The organism is Streptomyces sp. CA-251247, assembly GCF_050952975.1.
In the GTDB taxonomy this organism is placed as follows: Bacteria; Actinomycetota; Actinomycetes; order Streptomycetales; family Streptomycetaceae; genus Streptomyces; species Streptomyces achmelvichensis.
In genome coordinates, this window is the sequence record NZ_CP191861.1 from 1156208 (window position 1) to 1172135 (window position 15928).

At 70.0% G+C, this 15928-nt stretch carries 20 protein-coding genes and 1 riboswitch; of the genes, 9 read left to right on the forward strand and 11 right to left on the reverse strand.

From position 1 onward, the window contains the following. Nucleotides 1-45 precede the first annotated feature (45 nt). A complete protein-coding gene (locus ACQPWZ_RS04930) occupies nt 46-996 on the forward strand; it encodes a cytochrome c oxidase assembly protein (protein ID WP_327685393.1) in 951 nt (316 codons plus the stop codon). Between the two features lie 88 nt (nt 997-1084). Next, complete coding sequence (locus ACQPWZ_RS04935) at nt 1085-1246, forward strand: hypothetical protein (RefSeq protein ID WP_327685392.1); 162 nt, start codon at nt 1085-1087, stop codon at nt 1244-1246. A 124-nt stretch (nt 1247-1370) separates the two neighbouring features. Here the strand turns inward: ACQPWZ_RS04935 and ACQPWZ_RS04940 are convergent, their stop codons facing one another. Together ACQPWZ_RS04940 and ACQPWZ_RS04945 are read right to left on the reverse strand one after the other, a co-directional pair. Continuing rightward, nucleotides 1371-1763, reverse strand: coding sequence for an SSI family serine proteinase inhibitor (locus ACQPWZ_RS04940; RefSeq protein WP_313947681.1), 393 nt, complete (start codon nt 1761-1763; stop codon nt 1371-1373). A gap of 165 nt (nt 1764-1928) precedes the next feature. Further along, a complete protein-coding gene (locus tag ACQPWZ_RS04945; protein ID WP_340471896.1) occupies nt 1929-2465 on the reverse strand; it encodes an ATP-binding protein in 537 nt (178 codons plus the stop codon). A gap of 272 nt (nt 2466-2737) precedes the next feature. On the opposite strand from ACQPWZ_RS04945, the gene ACQPWZ_RS04950 reads away from it, so the two are divergent. The 3 genes from ACQPWZ_RS04950 to ACQPWZ_RS04960 all read left to right on the forward strand — a co-directional run bounded on the left by ACQPWZ_RS04950 (nt 2738) and on the right by ACQPWZ_RS04960 (nt 5053). Continuing rightward, nucleotides 2738-3445, forward strand: coding sequence for a lysophospholipid acyltransferase family protein (locus tag ACQPWZ_RS04950; protein ID WP_340471897.1), 708 nt, complete (start codon nt 2738-2740; stop codon nt 3443-3445). 64 nt (nt 3446-3509) lie between these two features. Beyond that, entirely contained in the window at nt 3510-4568 is a 1059-nt protein-coding gene (locus ACQPWZ_RS04955) for an NAD-dependent epimerase/dehydratase family protein (protein WP_433570753.1), read from the forward strand. A 14-nt stretch (nt 4569-4582) separates the two neighbouring features. Further along, the gene (locus ACQPWZ_RS04960) at nt 4583-5053 is read left to right on the forward strand and encodes a YbaK/EbsC family protein (RefSeq protein WP_433573769.1); all 471 of its coding nucleotides are present in this window, start codon (nt 4583-4585) and stop codon (nt 5051-5053) included. Between the two features lie 64 nt (nt 5054-5117). Here ACQPWZ_RS04960 and ACQPWZ_RS04965 read toward each other — a convergent pair whose 3' ends face one another. From ACQPWZ_RS04965 to ACQPWZ_RS05000, 8 genes are all read right to left on the reverse strand, one after another. Further along, nucleotides 5118-6650, reverse strand: a complete 1533-nt coding sequence (locus ACQPWZ_RS04965; protein WP_313949103.1) for an alpha/beta hydrolase — start codon at nt 6648-6650, stop codon at nt 5118-5120. 199 nt (nt 6651-6849) lie between these two features. Then, a complete protein-coding gene (locus ACQPWZ_RS04970; RefSeq protein ID WP_433570754.1) occupies nt 6850-7602 on the reverse strand; it encodes an urease accessory protein UreD in 753 nt (250 codons plus the stop codon). Further along, nucleotides 7599-8276, reverse strand: coding sequence for an urease accessory protein UreG (gene ureG, locus ACQPWZ_RS04975; protein ID WP_433570755.1), 678 nt, complete (start codon nt 8274-8276; stop codon nt 7599-7601). The genes ACQPWZ_RS04970 and ureG overlap by 4 nt, the downstream gene beginning before the upstream one ends. Nucleotides 8277-8295: 19 nt before the next feature. Further along, nucleotides 8296-8958, reverse strand: coding sequence for an urease accessory protein UreF (locus ACQPWZ_RS04980; RefSeq protein ID WP_433570756.1), 663 nt, complete (start codon nt 8956-8958; stop codon nt 8296-8298). A 134-nt stretch (nt 8959-9092) separates the two neighbouring features. Next, complete coding sequence (locus tag ACQPWZ_RS04985; RefSeq protein ID WP_433570757.1) at nt 9093-10814, reverse strand: urease subunit alpha; 1722 nt, start codon at nt 10812-10814, stop codon at nt 9093-9095. After that, nucleotides 10807-11118, reverse strand: a complete 312-nt coding sequence (locus ACQPWZ_RS04990; RefSeq protein ID WP_340471905.1) for an urease subunit beta — start codon at nt 11116-11118, stop codon at nt 10807-10809. The genes ACQPWZ_RS04985 and ACQPWZ_RS04990 overlap by 8 nt, the downstream gene beginning before the upstream one ends. Then, entirely contained in the window at nt 11105-11434 is a 330-nt protein-coding gene (locus tag ACQPWZ_RS04995; protein ID WP_340471906.1) for an urease subunit gamma, read from the reverse strand. Before ACQPWZ_RS04995 ends, ACQPWZ_RS04990 begins: the two co-directional genes overlap by 14 nt. Before the next feature lie 164 nt (nt 11435-11598). After that, on the reverse strand, nt 11599-12219 hold the full coding sequence (locus tag ACQPWZ_RS05000) for a TetR/AcrR family transcriptional regulator (protein ID WP_356704697.1): 621 nt from the start codon (nt 12217-12219) through the stop codon (nt 11599-11601). Between the two features lie 107 nt (nt 12220-12326). On the opposite strand from ACQPWZ_RS05000, the gene ACQPWZ_RS05005 reads away from it, so the two are divergent. Continuing rightward, a complete protein-coding gene (locus ACQPWZ_RS05005) occupies nt 12327-13316 on the forward strand; it encodes an ABC transporter permease (RefSeq protein WP_433570758.1) in 990 nt (329 codons plus the stop codon). A 95-nt stretch (nt 13317-13411) separates the two neighbouring features. On the opposite strand, the gene ACQPWZ_RS05010 is transcribed toward ACQPWZ_RS05005, so the two are convergent. Next, nucleotides 13412-13693 carry a type II toxin-antitoxin system Phd/YefM family antitoxin gene (locus tag ACQPWZ_RS05010; RefSeq protein WP_340471909.1) on the reverse strand — a complete coding sequence of 94 codons (282 nt, stop codon included), beginning with the start codon at nt 13691-13693 and terminating at the stop codon, nt 13412-13414. A 94-nt stretch (nt 13694-13787) separates the two neighbouring features. On the opposite strand from ACQPWZ_RS05010, the gene ACQPWZ_RS05015 reads away from it, so the two are divergent. The 3 genes from ACQPWZ_RS05015 to ACQPWZ_RS05025 all read left to right on the forward strand — a co-directional run bounded on the left by ACQPWZ_RS05015 (nt 13788) and on the right by ACQPWZ_RS05025 (nt 15725). Beyond that, on the forward strand, nt 13788-14423 hold the full coding sequence (locus tag ACQPWZ_RS05015) for an ATP-dependent Clp protease proteolytic subunit (RefSeq protein WP_433573770.1): 636 nt from the start codon (nt 13788-13790) through the stop codon (nt 14421-14423). 9 nt (nt 14424-14432) lie between these two features. After that, nucleotides 14433-14741 (forward strand): hypothetical protein, encoded by a 309-nt coding sequence (locus ACQPWZ_RS05020; RefSeq protein ID WP_340471910.1) that lies wholly within the window; start codon nt 14433-14435, stop codon nt 14739-14741. A gap of 347 nt (nt 14742-15088) precedes the next feature. Next, a riboswitch (cyclic di-AMP (ydaO/yuaA leader) is annotated at nt 15089-15245 on the forward strand. 3 nt (nt 15246-15248) lie between these two features. Next, nucleotides 15249-15725 carry a C40 family peptidase gene (locus tag ACQPWZ_RS05025; RefSeq protein WP_383239251.1) on the forward strand — a complete coding sequence of 159 codons (477 nt, stop codon included), beginning with the start codon at nt 15249-15251 and terminating at the stop codon, nt 15723-15725. Nucleotides 15726-15928: the final 203 nt, after the last annotated feature.

Consider the following 15928-nt stretch of genomic DNA (forward strand, 5'->3'; position numbering starts at 1 on the left):
TGGTGCGGACAACAAGCACGAATCGGTACGCACAGGGGTGCACAGATGGATCACAGCGGGCACGGCATGACGATGGATCTGCCGCCGTTCACGCTGGGGCGGGGTCTGGAGTTCTCCCCGGACCCGTTCTTCCTGACGGGCTGTGTGCTGGCGCTGGTGCTGTACGGCTGGGGGGTGCTGCGGCTTCGCCGGCGCGGCGACAGCTGGCCGGTCAGTCGCACGGTGCTGTTCACCGTGGGCGTGCTGAGCGTGGCCCTGGTGATGTGCACCAAGCTGAACGACTACGGCATGGTCATGTTCAGCGTGCACATGGTGCAGCACATGGTGATCAGCATGCTGTCCCCCATCGTGCTGCTGCTGGGGGCGCCGGTCACTCTGGCGCTGCGCGCGCTGCCGGTCGCCGGCCGCGGCCGCAAGGGTCCGCGCGAGGTGCTGCTCGCGCTGCTGCACAGCCGGTACATGAAGATCGTGACGCATCCGGCGTTCACCATCCCGCTGTTCATCGCGAGCCTCTACGGCCTCTACTTCACGCCGCTGTTCGACTTCCTGATGGGGTCGACCGTGGGGCATGCCGCGATGATGGTGCACTTCCTCGCCGTCGGCCTCGTCTTCTTCTGGCCGATCATGGGCGTGGACCCCGGGCCGCACCGGCCGGGCTATGTGATGCGGATGCTGGAGCTCTTCGCCGGGATGCCGTTCCACGCGTTCTTCGGTATCGCGCTGATGATGGCGACCGAGCCCATGATCGGCGCGTACCGGAACCCGCCGGCCTCGCTCGGCATCGACGCACTCACCGACCAGAACGCCGCGGGCGGCATCGCCTGGGCGTTCAGCGAGATCCCGTCCGTGCTGGTGCTGATCGCCCTGGTCTTCCAGTGGTACCGCTCCGAGCAGCGGCAGGCCAGGCGCCTCGACCGGGCCGCGGACCGGGACGGCGACAAGGAGCTCGAGGCGTACAACGCCTACCTCGCATCGCTCCAGGCACGCAGCCGATAGCGCGGCCGGCGGACGGGCAGTAGCGCGAAGTCCTCCTCGCGGGTGACCATGGGCCTGGGCGGCCGTGGCCGCACGGAGGAGGGCGCGCATGTCCGGATCCACGAAGGCGATGGGAGTGCTCACCGTCTCGACCCTGGTGGTCGTGACCGCCTATACGGCAGCACTCGGCAGCAACGGCTGGCTCTGGTTCGGCTGGGTCGTGCTCGGCCTGCTGACGATCGGGGTGATCGCCTCGCGCGGCAACAGCTGACAGCACGGGCGCTCGGCGGCACAGGCGGACGGCGGGCGCTCGGCCGGTACGACGTACCGGGCGGGCACCCGGCAGCAGGCAGGGGTGCCGGGCAGAGCCCGGCAGGTCGGCTGCCGGGCGGTGTTCAGAAGCGGAAGACCGCTCCGGTCGCCGCGTCGAGCGCGCACGCGTTGGCGTAGGTCTTCTGCCAGCTCATCGAGCGCTGCTGCCAGCTGCCCGTGGCCTCGACCGTCACCGGGTCGAACTTCTTGGTGCACGGGTGCGGGTCGGCGGGCAGTTTGTCGAGGTCGCCGCCGGCCTTCGTGAGCGCCGCGCACGCGTCCGCCGCTGCGGGGTGCGGGCCACCGGGCTCGGGTGCGCACTTCAGCATCACCCCGCGCATCCAGGTGTTCTCGCTGCCGGACACGGTCAGGAACAGCCCCTCACCGGCGACGGGCTCTTCGTCCGCGGCCTGCGCGGGCACGACGGCGGCAAGGGTCATGAGGGCGGCTGCGGCAAGAGTGACACTGCGGTACATCGAAGGCTCCTGGGGCTCGGGGAACGACGCAGGGTCGGACCGACGGAGGCAAGAGCACTCCTGGACGGACGTGGTGGCAAGCGGCCGCGCGGCCCCGGTCGCGCGTACGGGCGACAGAAATCGCCCGTACGGCCCCGGGGCCGCCGCCTCGAACCGGCCGGTGCCTCAGCCGACACCCACCGGGACGCGTTCGGTGTCCTCGGCCCGGTGCCGCGCTGCGGGCTCGGCCTCCCGCCGGACGACGGGGTCCACGGGGAGGGGCTTGAACTCGGGCATCGGGGCCGTGGGGGCGGGGGTGGCCCGCAGCATGCGCTCGGCCTGTGTCACCCGCCTGCTGAACCAGATCACCTTGCCGGTCGTCGTACCGCACGTGCCCCAGCTGTCGCTGAGGAGGGCGACGGTCGCGAGACCACCCCTCGACGGGCAGGAACTGGTCAGCCGTGGCATATGACTGTCGTTGTCCGCCACGGACGCGATCAGATGCCGCCCGGTCCAGCGCAGTTCCACCACGCAGGTCTTGTCGCCCGTGACGTGCTGGACGACGTTGCCGACCAGTTCGTCGACCGCGCGACAGACGGGGGTGATGTGCGCTTCGAGCTTCCAGTGCCGAAGATGTGCCGCGAGAATGCGCCGGATCTGGGGGATCCGCTCTGTGGTTGCCTGCACTTCCAAGGTGTATCGGCAGGCGGCCTGAACGTGCATGACCGTGGCTCCTCACCGCAACAGGGCTGTCTCTTCGGATGCGGGCCCCCGAGTGCGAAGAGTGAGCACCTGACGCTTCTGGGTCACTGACCAGAGTGACCTCACGTCGTCACAACCGCAACACATCGCCCGACCGGAGCAGTGGCTCGTCCCGTCGGGCACGGTTACGCGGAGCGTGCCGTGCACATAAACTGACCGTCCCCAAGACACCGACTGACCAGGGACGACGCGGCCCTGATCCTGATTCCGGACCGAGTGAGGAGCACCCTGAAGTGTTCTATTACGTGCTCAAATACGTCATTCTGGGGCCGCTTCTGCGGTTGCTGTTCCGGCCCCGGATCGAGGGGCTTGAGCACATCCCCGAGGACGGCGCGGCGATCGTCGCCGGAAACCATCTGTCGTTCTCGGACCACTTCCTCATGCCGGCGATCATCAAGCGCCGCATCACGTTCCTGGCGAAGGCGGAGTACTTCACCGGTCCGGGCCTCAAGGGCCGGCTGACCGCCGCGTTCTTCCGCAGCGCGGGTCAGATCCCGGTCGACCGCTCCGGCAAGGAGGCCGGGCAGGCCGCGATCCGTGAGGGGCTCGGGGTGCTGAGCAAGGGCGAGCTGCTCGGGATCTACCCGGAGGGCACCCGCTCGCACGACGGGAAGCTCTACAAGGGCAAGGTCGGCGTCGCCGTGATGGCTCTGCGGGCAGGCGTGCCGGTGGTTCCCTGCGCGATGGTGGGCACCTTCGAGATCCAGCCTCCCGGGCAGAAGCTGCCGAAGATCAAGCAGGTCACCGTGCGGTTCGGCGAGCCGATGGAGTTCTCCCGCTACGAGGGGATGGAGAACGAGAAGGCCGCGATCCGCGCCATCACCGACGAGATCATGTACGCGATCCTCGAACTGTCCGGCCAGGAGTACATCGACCGGTACGCGGCCGATGTGAAGGCGGAACTGGAGCCGGCGAAGAAGTTCCCGCGCCGGCGGCGCTGAGAGCGAATCTGCGCTCCGCTGATTTTCTGGGCCCGGCCTCGGCCGGGCCTTTAGCGTGCTGGACATGACCAGGGGAAACGCAGTTGTCGTCGGAGCAACGGGACAGGTGGGCCGGGCCGCGGTGCGCGCGCTCGCCGCGGACGGATGGGAGGTGCGGGCGCTCTCCCGCCGCGGTGGCAGGGACGAGAGCTGGCCGCAGGAGGTACGGGCAGTCGTCTGTGACCGGGAGGACGACACGGCGCTGGCGGCGGCGCTCGGCGACGGCTGTGACGTACTGGTCGACATGGTGGCCTACGGAGCGGACCACGCACGGCAGTTGAGCTCTCTCGCCGACCGGATCGGCTCGGCGGTCGTCATCTCCAGCGGCGCGGTGTACGAGGACGATCAGGGCCGCAGTTTCGACACCCAGGGCGAGCCGGACGGCTTTCCCCGCTATCCCGTTCCGATCCCGGAGACCCAGCGGACCGTGGCGCCCGGGGACGCCACGTACGGCACCGGAAAGGTGGCGCTGGAACAGGAGTTGCTGGCCGCCGGCGACCGTCCTGCGACCACGCTGCTGCGTGCGGGGGCGATCCACGGTCCGCACTGCCGCACGCCGCGCGAGCTGTACTTCGTGAAGCGTGCGGTGGACGGCCGGCCGGTGCGGATCCTGGCCCACGGCGGCCGCGACCGCTTCCATCCGGTGCATGTGTCCAACCTCGCGGAGCTGATCCGGCTGGCGGCCCTCCGGCCGGGGTCGCGGGTGCTGAACGCCGGTGACCCCGTGGCGCCGACGGTCGCGGAGATCGGTGCGGCCGTCGACGCCGTCCTCGGCCGGAGCAGCGAGACCGTGCTGGTGGACGGGGCGAGCCCACGAGGCGATGTCGGGGTGACGCCGTGGAGTGTGGAGCACCCGATCGTCTACGACATGGCGGCGGCCGAACGGGAGCTCGGCTACCGGGCGGTGACCACCTACGAGGACTCGCTGCCCGAGACCGTCGAGTGGCTGGCCCGGCAGTTGCACGGCCGGGACTGGACCGAGGCCTTCCCGAGGATGGCCGAGCTGTACGCTCCGCAGGTCGACCTCTTCCCCTACGCGGAGGAAGACGCATGGCTGGCCGAGCGCGGACGGGAATCGAAGTGAGCGAAGAGCACGGCATGTACGCCAAGTTGATCGGGCTGCTGGACGAGCGCGGCGCGGCGTACCGGATCATCGAGCACGCGGAGCAGGGCGCTACCGAGGCGGTCAGCGCGCTGCGCGGGAACACTCTGGCGCAGGCCGCCAAGTGCATCGTGGTGATGGTGAAGATCGGCAAGAAGGAGAAGCGGTACGTCCTGGCGGTGGTGCCGGGAGACCGCCGGGTCGACCTCGGTGCGGTGAAGGGCCTGCTGGGCGGCACGTACGCGGGGTTCGCGACGCCCGAGGTGGCGGAGCGGCTCGCGGGCAGTGTGAGCGGCACGATCCTGCCGTTCTCCTTCGACCCCGAACTCGAACTGGTCGTGGACCCCGCTCTGCTGGTGCACGAGGAGATCTTCTTCAACGCGGCACGGCTGGACCGTTCGCTGGCGCTGCGCACTGCCGACTACACCGTGGTCGCCGAGCCTCGCACGGCGGACATCGCGGGCTGACCAAGAGCCGGGCATGAAGGAGGGGCGGCCGTGAACGGCCGCCCCTCCTCCGTGAAACCGGGACTTACGGCTTCGGCGTGGCGTGCGGGGTGCACGTCACATCGCGGCTGTCGACCTTGCCGCTGAGCAGGTAGGAGTCCACCCGCTGGTTGATGCAGGGGTTGACCAGTCCGGTCACACCGTGCGAGCCGGCGTCCTTCTCGATGATCAGACGCGAGCCCTTGAGCCGCTTGTGCAGCTCGACGGCGCCCTCGAAGGGAGTGGCGGCGTCACGGGTCGACTGGACGATCAGCACCGGCGGCAGGCCCTTGCCCGACTTCACGTTCAGCGGGGTCTGCTGCTTGGACGACCAGGTGGCGCACGGGAGGTTCATCCAGGCGTTGGCCCAGGTCATGAAGGGGTGATCCCGGTGGAGCCGGGTGTTGTCCCGGTCCCACGTGCGCCAACTGGTGGGCCACTTGGCGTCCGCGCACTCGACGGCCGTGTAGACGGCGTTGCCGTTCTCCGCGGAGATGTTGCCCGCGGTGTCGGACAGGTCCGGCGCCGCGGCGTCGACGAGTGCCTGGGTGTCACCGGCGATGTACTTGCTCCAGGTCTGGGCGGTGGGCACCCAGGCGGAGTCGTAGTACGGCGCGCCCTGGAAGAAGCTGATCAGCTCCGCCGGTCCGACGACCCCGCCGAGCGGGGCCTTCTTCGCGGTGGCCCGCAGCTTCACCCACTGCTGCTCGACCTTCTCGGGGGTGTTCCCGATGTGGAAGACGGCGTCGTTCTTGGCGACCCATGCCTTCCAGTCGTTCCAGCGCGTCTGGAAGGCGACGTCCTGGTCCAGGTTGGCCTGGTACCAGATCTTCTCCCGGGACGGGTTGACCACACTGTCGACGATCATCCGGCGCACATGGCCCGGGAAGAGCGTCGCGTAGACCGCGCCGATGTAGGTGCCGTAGGAGACGCCCAGGAAGTTGAGCTTCTTCTCACCGAGTGCGGCCCGGATCACGTCCAGGTCGCGAGCGGTGTTCGGCGTGGTCATGTGCGGCAGCATCCAGCCGCTGCGCTCGGCACAGCCGTCCGCGTACTCCGCGGCGAGCTTGCGCTGCGCACGCTTGTCGGCCTCGCTGTCCGGCACCGGGTCGGCCTTCGGAGCCTTCACGAACTCCTGCGGGTCGATGCAGGAGATCGGCGCCGAGTGGCCCACACCGCGGGGGTCGAAGCCCACGAAGTCGTACGCCTTGGCCGTGTTGGCCCAGAGCGGGTTCTTGCCCGTGACCCGGGTCGGGAAGCGCAGACCGGAGCCGCCGGGGCCGCCGGGGTTGTAGATCAGCGCGCCCTGGCGGTCCGCCTTCGAACCGGTGTTGCCGATCCGGTCGACGGCGAGCTTGATCTGCTTGCCGTTCGGTCGTGCGTAGTCGAGCGGGACGGTCACCCAACCGCACTGGATGGGCTTGGCGATCGCCCAGTCCGCGGGGCAGTCCGCCCAGTCGATGCCCTTCTTGGCGGCACGTTCGGCTGCAAGCTGAACGCCACGCGCCTCGGAACCGCCGCGGCCGTCGGCGTTGGCCGCCGGAGCCACGACGGCGCCCATTATGAGGGTGCCCGCCATCAGAGTGCCGGCCGAGCCGAGCACTGCTGTGCGTCTCACGTAGAACTCCCCCTTCTGTCGTCGAAGTTCTCCGGGGGATCCTTTCGTCTGTGGGGCTGCCGGGAACAGGCCGTACTGGTGTTTCTTTACCGAACCAATAACCGGTATGCGCGGTCCCGCTGAGCGGTACGCCCGCGAAGGGGCGGACGAACAGCCCTTCTCAGGACGGCAGTTCCGAGCGCAGTACGTCGTCGAGCACCCGGCGCAGTTGCCGGGCGTCGGGGGCGACGGCGGTGACGAGGAAGGCCGGACCGGCGAGCGGGGTCAGCACGGCCGACTCACCACAGAGACGTGTTTCGTACGGTTTGTCGCTCCATTCCGGATGTACCGCGAGGAGTTGGCCCACGGCCCGGTGTCCGGCGAGAACCGCTCCCCCGTCCCAGCCGGCCGGTGCGCCGGAGCCGTAGGAGAGCTCCTGGTCGAACAGGGGGCGGCCGGACCGGCGGACGGTCAGCCGGGTGGTCAGGGTCCCTGGGTCCTCGCCGTGCCGGCCGAGGATCTGCTCCTCTCGAAGGACCAGACGTGCGGTGGACGCGAGGTCGACGCGTGTGTGCATCCGCAGGTCGCTGCCCAGGACCGAGATGAGCTGTTCGGGGAGCCAGCGCAGCTCGGCGTCCTCGCCGACCGTCAACCGCACGTCGTAGTGGGCCTGTTCACTCCCGCGGCCGGGCAGGGCGATGGTCGCGGCCGCCGAGTCGACGTCGAGCCGGGCACCTTCGCCGATGTCGGCCTCGACGGCGAGCCGGTCGCCGCCGAGGGGTGCGCTCATGGCACCGACGACCGTGACGCGGGAGTGCGCCCGGGACTGCGTCAGGGCCGGCCGGGTCCGGCGCAGCGCGAGGGGCCCGGCACCGGCCAGGACCGGCAGCCCGTCCCGGGTGGCGACGATGCGGGCGGTGGCGTGGACGCTCATGCGGTCCAGGCGGCGAGCTGCTCGCGCACCCAGCCGGCGACCGGGGCGACGCCCTCCTCGCTCCTCAACGAGGTGAAGACCACCGGCAGTTCACCCCGCTGTTCCTTGGCGTCCGTGGCCATCCGGCCGAGGTCGGAGCCGACGTGCGGCGCGAGGTCCGTCTTGTTGACCACGAGCAGATCGGCGGTGGTGACGCCCGGTCCGCCCTTGCGCGGAATGTCGTCACCGCCCGCGACGTCGATCACGAAGATCTGGGCGTCCACGAGCCCCTTGGAGAACGTGGCCGTGAGGTTGTCGCCGCCGGACTCGACCAGGATCAGATCGAGAGGGCCGACGCTCTCCTCCAGGTCCTCCACGGCTTCCAGATTCGCCGAGATGTCGTCGCGGATGGCGGTGTGCGGGCAGGCTCCGGTCTCGACCGCCTGGATGCGCTCCGGCGGCAGTACGGCGTTGCGCAGCAGGAATGCGGCGTCCTCACGGGTGTAGATGTCGTTGGTGACGACGGCGATGGACAGCCGGTCGCGCAGCGCACGGCACAGGGCGGCCACGGTCGCGGTCTTGCCCGAGCCGACGGGTCCGCCGAGCCCGATGCGCAGGGCACGCCGGGTGCCATCGGGACGTAGAGCATCGGCGCTGACGGCGGCGGGGCCGGTGGGGGTGTGGTCGAGGTGCATGGTGCGGCTCCAGGGTGTGTCAGGACGCGAAGAGGCGTACGGGCCAGGCCGCGTGCTGTTCGGCGGTGATGTCGAGCAGCGGCGCCGAGGCCGCGGGCAGGGCGTCGATGCCCTTGCGGGCGGCTGCCGCCGCCTGCGCGGCGACCTCGTCCATCGCGGGCGCGAGGCGGGCCAGCACGGCGGTGGCGTCGAAGGGGTTCAGGCTCAGGAGGCGTACGGCCGCGGTGGCGGGGCCGCTGACCGTCTCGTAGGCGACGCAGTGCGCGGCGTCCTCGGGGCCGAGCCCGGCGGCCCGGGCGGTGAGCCCGATGACGACGGGCTGATGCGCACCGCGCGGGAGAGCGGCAGCGAGCGCGTCGAGTTCCGGACCGGGCCAGGTGGCGCGGGCAGCGCGCATCATCTGCCGGCCGAGCCTGCGGGCCGTCGCCCGCAGGGCGGGGGACGGCGTGCGGGCGTCGGCGGCCTCGTCGAGTTCGAGAGGGTCGAGGCCGAGGGCGGCCGCGGCAGCGAGTGCGGCCGAGGTGAGTCCGGTCGTACGGAGCCGGCCGTGGCAGAACTCCGCCAGATCCCGGGCATCACGGATGCGGCCCGCCTTGACGGCCGCTTCGGCGCCGCCGGAATGGGCATGCCCGCCGGCGGGGAACCGGCCGTCGGCGAGGACGAGGAGTGCGGCACGGCTCATGACCGGCTCCTCGTCGCAGGTGGTGTCTGTGTCCGTGTCCGTGTCTGTGTCCGTGTCCGTGTCCGTGTCCGTGTCCGTGCCGGTGTCGGCCCGTCGGCGGTCGTCTGCGGGACCTCGTCTGTCGTCATCGGTGGTCAGAAGAGGAAGTAGCGCTGGGCCATGGGCAGTTCGACGGCGGGCGCGGGCTCGACCGGCTCCCCGTCGATCGTCACCGTGAAGGTGTCCGGATCGACATCGACCCGGGGCAGGGCGTCGTTCTCCCGCATGTCCGCCTTGGTGACACCGCGGGTACTGGTGATGGGTACGAACTCCTTGTACAGCCCGAGGCGTTCGGGCAGTCCGTCCTCGATCGCGGCCGGGGCCACGAAGGTGAGCGAGCCCGTCGAGGCGGCCCGGCCCAGCGCACCGAACATCGGTCGCGGCAGCACCGGCTGCGGGGTCGGGATGGAGGCGTTGGCGTCGCCCATCTGCGCGTAGGCGATCTGTCCGCCCTTGATCACCAGCTGGGGTTTGACGCCGAAGAAGGCCGGGTCCCACAGCACCAGGTCGGCGAGTTTCCCGGTCTCGACCGAGCCGATCTCGCGATCCATGCCCTGGGCGACCGCCGGGTTGATCGTGTATTTGGCGACATAGCGACGGACTCTGTGGTTGTCGGCGCGGCCGTCCCCGGGCAGAGAGCCCCGGCGCTTCTTCATCACATGCGCGGTCTGCCAGGTCCGCAGGACGACCTCCCCGATCCGGCCCATGGCCTGGGAGTCGGAGGAGATGATCGACACGGCGCCGAGGTCGTGCAGGATGTCCTCGGCCGCGATGGTCGAGGGCCTGATCCGCGACTCCGCGAAGGCGAGGTCCTCGGGCACCGACGGGTTGAGATGGTGGCAGACCATCAGCATGTCGAGGTGTTCGTCGATGGTGTTGACGGTGTGCGGCCGGGTCGGATTGGTGGAGCTGGGCAGGACGTAGGGCTCACCGACCACCGTGATGATGTCCGGTGCGTGCCCGCCGCCGGCACCTTCCGTGTGGTACGCGTGGATGGTCCGGCCCGCGATGGCGGCGAGGGTGTCTCCGACGAACCCGGCCTCGTTCAGGGTGTCGGTGTGGATGGCGAGCTGTGCGCCGCTCTCCTCGCAGACCCGCAGACAGGCGTCGATGACCGCGGGCGTGGCACCCCAGTCCTCGTGGATCTTGAATCCCAGGGCTCCGCCGCGCAGTTGGGAGTGCATGGCCTCGCCGGACATGGTGTTGCCCTTGCCGAGCAGACCGATGTTGACGGGCAGACCGTCCAGGGCCTCGAACATCCGGGCGAGGTGCCAGGGTCCGGGCGTGATGGTGGTCGCCTTCGTGCCTTCGGCGGGCCCGGTGCCGCCGCCGACGAGCGTGGTGACCCCGGTCGCGAGGGCCTGGTCGACGAGCGTCGGCGAGATGAAGTGGACGTGCGCGTCGATCGCACCGGCGGTGACGATCTTCCCGTTGCCGGCGATGACCTCGGTCTCGGGGCCGATCACGATGCCGGGGTGGACGCCGTCCATGGTGTCCGGGTTGCCGGCCTTGCCGATGCCGGTGATCCGGCCGTCCCGGATGCCGATGTCGGCCTTGACGATCCCCCAGTGGTCGATGATCACGGCACCGGTGACGACGGTGTCGGGCGCTCCGTCGGCGCGTGTCGTACGGGACTGACCCATCGACTCCCGGATCACCTTGCCGCCGCCGAACACGGCCTCGTCACCGGCGAGTCCGGGGCCGCCGGAGCGGTCCTCCTCGATCTCGACGAGCAGATCGGTGTCGGCGAGCCGGATGCGGTCACCGGTGGTGGGCCCGAAGAGGTCCGCGTAGAGGGCACGGTGCAGTTCAGGCATCGAGCGCGCCTCCCGTCTCCCCGCGCAGCCCCGCGATGACGCGGCGTCCGGTGAAGGGCACCAGTTCCACGTCCACCGGGATGCCGGGCTCGAATCGCACGGCGGTGCCGGCCGCGATGTGCAGCCGCTTGCCGTGGGCCGCGGCGCGGTCGAAGTGCAGGCCGGGGTTGGATTCGGCGAAGTGGTAGTGGGAGCCGACCTGGACGGGCCGGTCGGCGGCGTTCACCACCGTCAGGCGTGTGACCTCGCGGCCCTCGTTGAGGGGGACGGGGTCGTCGGCGAACAGGATCTCACCGGGAATCATCGGCTCCTCCCCCTCGGACGATCGGGTCGTGGACGGTGACGAGCTTGGTGCCGTCCGGGAAGGTCGCCTCGACCTGGACGTCGTGGATCATCTCCGGGATGCCCTCCATGACGTCGGCACGGCCGAGGACCTGCCGGCCCGACGCCATCAGCTCGGCGACGGTCCGCCCGTCCCGGGCGCCTTCGAGGATGTGTGAGGTGATCAGGGCGACGGCTTCGGGGTGGTTGAGCCGCACCCCACGGGCGCGGCGCTTCTCCGCGACGTCGGCCGCCACATGGATCATCAGCCGTTCCTGCTCGTGCGGGGAGAGTTGCACGCGTCCACCTCACTGTCGTCCGTGCCTGTCGTCCGTGGCTGTCGTCCGTGCCGGCCCCGTTCGGGCTCAGCGAGACCCATCGCCGCCGCCCACGCTGTGCCGACCTGCACGGTGCTGTCCCACTGCCGGGAGGTGAACGTTAGGGCGCGCGTTTTTCCACCGCGTTAACTGGCCCCGGGTTCGCTCATCGACATGAGCCCGCGGAGCCCGTCCTCGATGACCTCGACGTCCACGTTGCCGAAGAGCGCCTGCTGGGCGATGAACCCCTGGGCGGTGGCGATGAGCGTGCGCGCCACATGGTCGGCGGGTACGTCGGCGGCCATCAGACCGTTGTCCCGGTAGGCGTCGACGAGCTTCGCCCAGGCGAGCCTCATGCCGCCGTAGCCCTCCCCCAGCGTGGTGGCGAGCTGTTCGTCGCGCAGTGTCTCCGTCCACACCTGGACCACGAGCCGGGCGAAAGCCTGCGGGTCCTCCCCGGGCACCTGCTCCTGGAGCATCCTGCGCAGCACGCGGCCGAGCAGCACGTCGGGCGTGGGGGGCGGAGTGGTGCGGGCGGCATCCTCGAAGGCCCCGCGGATCCCGGCGAAAGCCTCGTTCGCGATGGCCGCGATGAGCTCCTCCTTGCTGCGGAAGTACCGGTACACGGCGCCTGCCGACAGATCCGCCTCACGCAGGACGTCCTGCATCGACGAGGCGTGGAAGCCGTTGCGGGCGAAGCAGCGCGCGGCGCCGTCGAGGATCTGGCGGCGACGGGCGTCGAGGTGTTCCTGGGATACGCGAGCCATGGTTCAAACTTAAAACGAACATTCATTCTTGACAAGCGCGACACGCGGCGGGACAGTGAGGCCATCCAATAAAACGAACGATCCTTCTCTTTGAATCGAGGCGCACGATGTCCGCTACGCCGACCCATCGCGCCATCGCGGTGATGGCCCTCGTCCCCACCCTGGTCGCGCTGGCCCTGTGGGCCTTCGCCTGGCCCGCCGCCCGGACCGCTCCCCGGGATCTCCCCATCGGCGTCGCCGGCCCGGCGTCCGCGGTCACCCAGGTCGAACAGCGCCTGGAACAGCGGCCGGACGCCTTCGAGGTGCACCGCTACACCGATGAGGCCGCGGCCCGCGAGGCGATCGAGGACCGGGTTGTATACGGAGCGGTGGTCGTCACCCCTCAGGGGCCACACCTGCTGACCGCATCCGCCGCGAGCCCCGTGGTCGCCGGACTGCTCAGGGAAGCGGTCACGGCGCAGGCGCCGTCCGGTGAGCCGGTGAAGGTGACCGATGTGGTGGCCGCGCCCGCCGGCGATCCGCGCGGCAGCGGCCTGGCGTCGAGCATCCTGCCGCTGGCCCTGGCGGGCGTGGCGGCAGGAGTCATGGTGACGGTGCTCGGACTGCGCGGGAGCCGAGCGGCGCTCGCACTGACCGGCGCGGCAGCACTGGTCGGACTCACGGCCGCCGCTCTCACCCACAGCTGGCTCGGCCTGCTGAGCGGCAACTGGTGGGCCGAAGCGGGAGTCCTCGGGCTGACCGTGCTGGCCATCGCCGGTGCCGTCGCGGGATTCGCCGCACTGCTCGGCACCCGTGGCATCGCCGTCGGCAGTCTGCTGATGGTCCTGATCGGCAACCCGTTCTCGGGAGCCGCGAGCGCGCCGGAACTGCTGCCCGACCCTGCCGGAATGATCGGCCAGTGGCTCCCGCCGGGGGCGGGTGCCCAACTGCTGCGCTCGGTCTCGTACTTCGGCGGCAACGGAGCGGGCGGAGCGGTCCTCACGCTCTCGCTGTGGGCAGCGCTCGGACTGGCCGCGGTGCTGGCGGGCGGGCGGAGCGCGCAGCCCGCCACGGTGTCTCAGGAGTCGCAGCGACCGGTGCCGGCACCGGTCGGCTGAGACCTACGACCGGCCGCGCGTCCCCGCTGTAGCGGACGGGGACGCGCGGCCTTTTGCTTTCACTCCGGCCGCACGCCCGGGCACGCCGGCGCGTGTCAGCCGTGCGAGTCGGGGCGGCGGTGCTCCGCCGTGAGTCCGAAGCGCCCCCGTTCGCCGGAAGCGGACGAGAGGGAGCCGACGGACGAGACCGAGCTGACCACCTGCTCCTCCGCGCCGTCCTGAGCCTGCTCCAGTCGTTCCAGGTCAGCGGCCGAGACGAGCGCGACAAGGGGCTTTCCGTGCCGGGTGACGACGACTCGTTCGCCCCCGTAGACGACGCGGTTGATCAGATCGGCGAGCTCTGCGCGGGCTTGCGTCACCGGAATCTCGTAGGCCATGCTCCCCATCATAACCGCCTGTACGTCCTGTACATTTTTTACAGAACCGTGCCAGGCGCACGGTGGAGACGCACCCATGGAGAAGAGGCTCGCCATGCACCGTCCGGTCGCCCGCTATGTCCTGCCGCAGTTCACCGAGCGCACGAGCTCGGGGACCCGCACCCTCGACCCGTACTCCACGTTGCTGGAGGAGCGGATCGTCTTCCTCGGGACCGAGGTGGACGACACCGCGGCCAACGATGTGATCGCCCAGCTCCTGCACCTCGAGTACGCGGCCCCGGACCGGGACATCTCGCTCTACATCAACTCCCCCGGCGGTTCGCTCAGCGCCATGGCCGCGATCTACGACACGATGCAGGTCGTCACCTGCGACGTGGAGACGACCTGCCTGGGCCAGGCCGCGTCGACGGCGGCGCTGCTGCTCGCCGCCGGCGCGCCCGGGAAGCGCATGGCACTGCCGGGTGCGCGGATCGTCGTGCAACAGCCCGCGACCGAGGAGCCGTTGCGGGGACAGCCGACCGATCTCGACATCGCGGCACAGGAGTTGCTGCGGCTGCGGGCCCAACTGGCCGCGATGCTCGTGGCACACACCGGCCAGACGGCCGAGCGGATCGCGGCCGACCTGGAGCGCGTCAAGATCTTCGACGCCGAGGGAGCCAAGGGGTACGGACTGCTGGACCACGTCATCCGGAACCGCAAGACGTCGCTCTCCGCGCCCGGTTCACGGTGAGGGCGCGCCATGCTGCTGCCCGAACTGCCACCGCTGCCCGCGCTGACACGCGCCGAGGGCGAACTGATCGACAGCTATCTCGACGTCGTGGACCTGCTGGGGCGGATCAATCCGGCCCGCTCCACCCACACGTACGGCGCACTGCGCGCGGCCCAGGCGCTCGTCGGCCGGGCGAGCGCCCTGCGGGACGCCCTGACGCTCATGCACCTGCGCGGCGAGAGCGAGGTGCACCCGGCGACTCTCGGCCAGGCGCTGCGGGTTCTTGACGGCGATCGGAGGACGCGACGGGTGACCTTGCCACCTCCGACGGAGAACTGACGGCCCCTCGGATCGCCGTCAACCGCCAAATGGGTACGAGATCTCGTACCCCATTCGGTGCAGCCGTTGCACCATATTTGCCTACGGTCAACTTGCGCACCATGACTACCGATTTGGCGGAATGACTCATTCCGGTGCTGGTGCGGGCGTCCTCGGCCGTCGCGCGGCGAGCCGCGAAGCACCCCTGTCCACCCGAACAGGTGAGTGGTGGCGAAACTCACATATCGCCGTTTCAGCTCGGAAATCCGGCACGCCATGGGTCAAGATCCCTGGGACGACAAGCCCCCGTCACCTCGGCGGGGCGGTCCGGGCGGACGCCGAGTCCTGCCGCCGATCCGGACGTCTGGTCGACAGAAGTGCTTCGGCAGGAGTGGAGGACCCGAGCAACACGGGGCAGCCGGAAAGTCCGGCCGTCCCTCGGGGTGAAGCCGCACTATGCAGCCGGGCACCTTCGTCCGCCCGAACCCGACAGGTCATCCTTCACAGGCGGCTGACGAAGGGTTGCGCATGAGTGCGCAGAAGCATGTCCCGTTCTTGATGACACGGGCGGGTGCCGTATCGGCCCTGACCCTGGCCGCCGTCGGCGGCTCCATGCTCGTGCCGGGTGCCTCGTCGGAGGCGTACGCAGCAACCACCCACGCCGGCAAGGCGTTGAAGGTGGCCGCGTCGAAGAAGGGCGCGCCGTACAAGTACGGCGCTATGGGCCCCTCCCGCTTCGACTGCTCGGGCCTGACGCTGTATTCGTACAAGAAGGCGGGCAAGAAGCTCCCCCGTACGGCCCAGCAGCAATACAACAAGACGCGTCATATCAGGGCCTCTTCACGGCAGGTGGGTGACCTCGTCTTCTTCCATTCCGGCAGCAGCGTCTATCACGTGGGTATCTACGCCGGCAGCGGGAAGATCTGGCACTCCCCCAAAACCGGTTCCTGGGTGAAGCTCGAAAAGATCTGGACCAAGAGCGTCTGGTACGGGCGCGTCGGCTGACGGCGCGCCACTGAGGGTGTACCGGCGGTCGGTTGTCCCGGCCCGCCGGTGCGCCCGGTGTCGATGCTCTGGTCGGTTCGGGCTCGGGGTGGCGGTGGTACCGGAGATGGTGGCCGCCATGTCGGTCACGCCGCCGGGCGTACGGCCGTTGGAGCCGACGGTGTTCCGGCGGACCATCTCGGTGGCACGCCGCGGGGACGAGT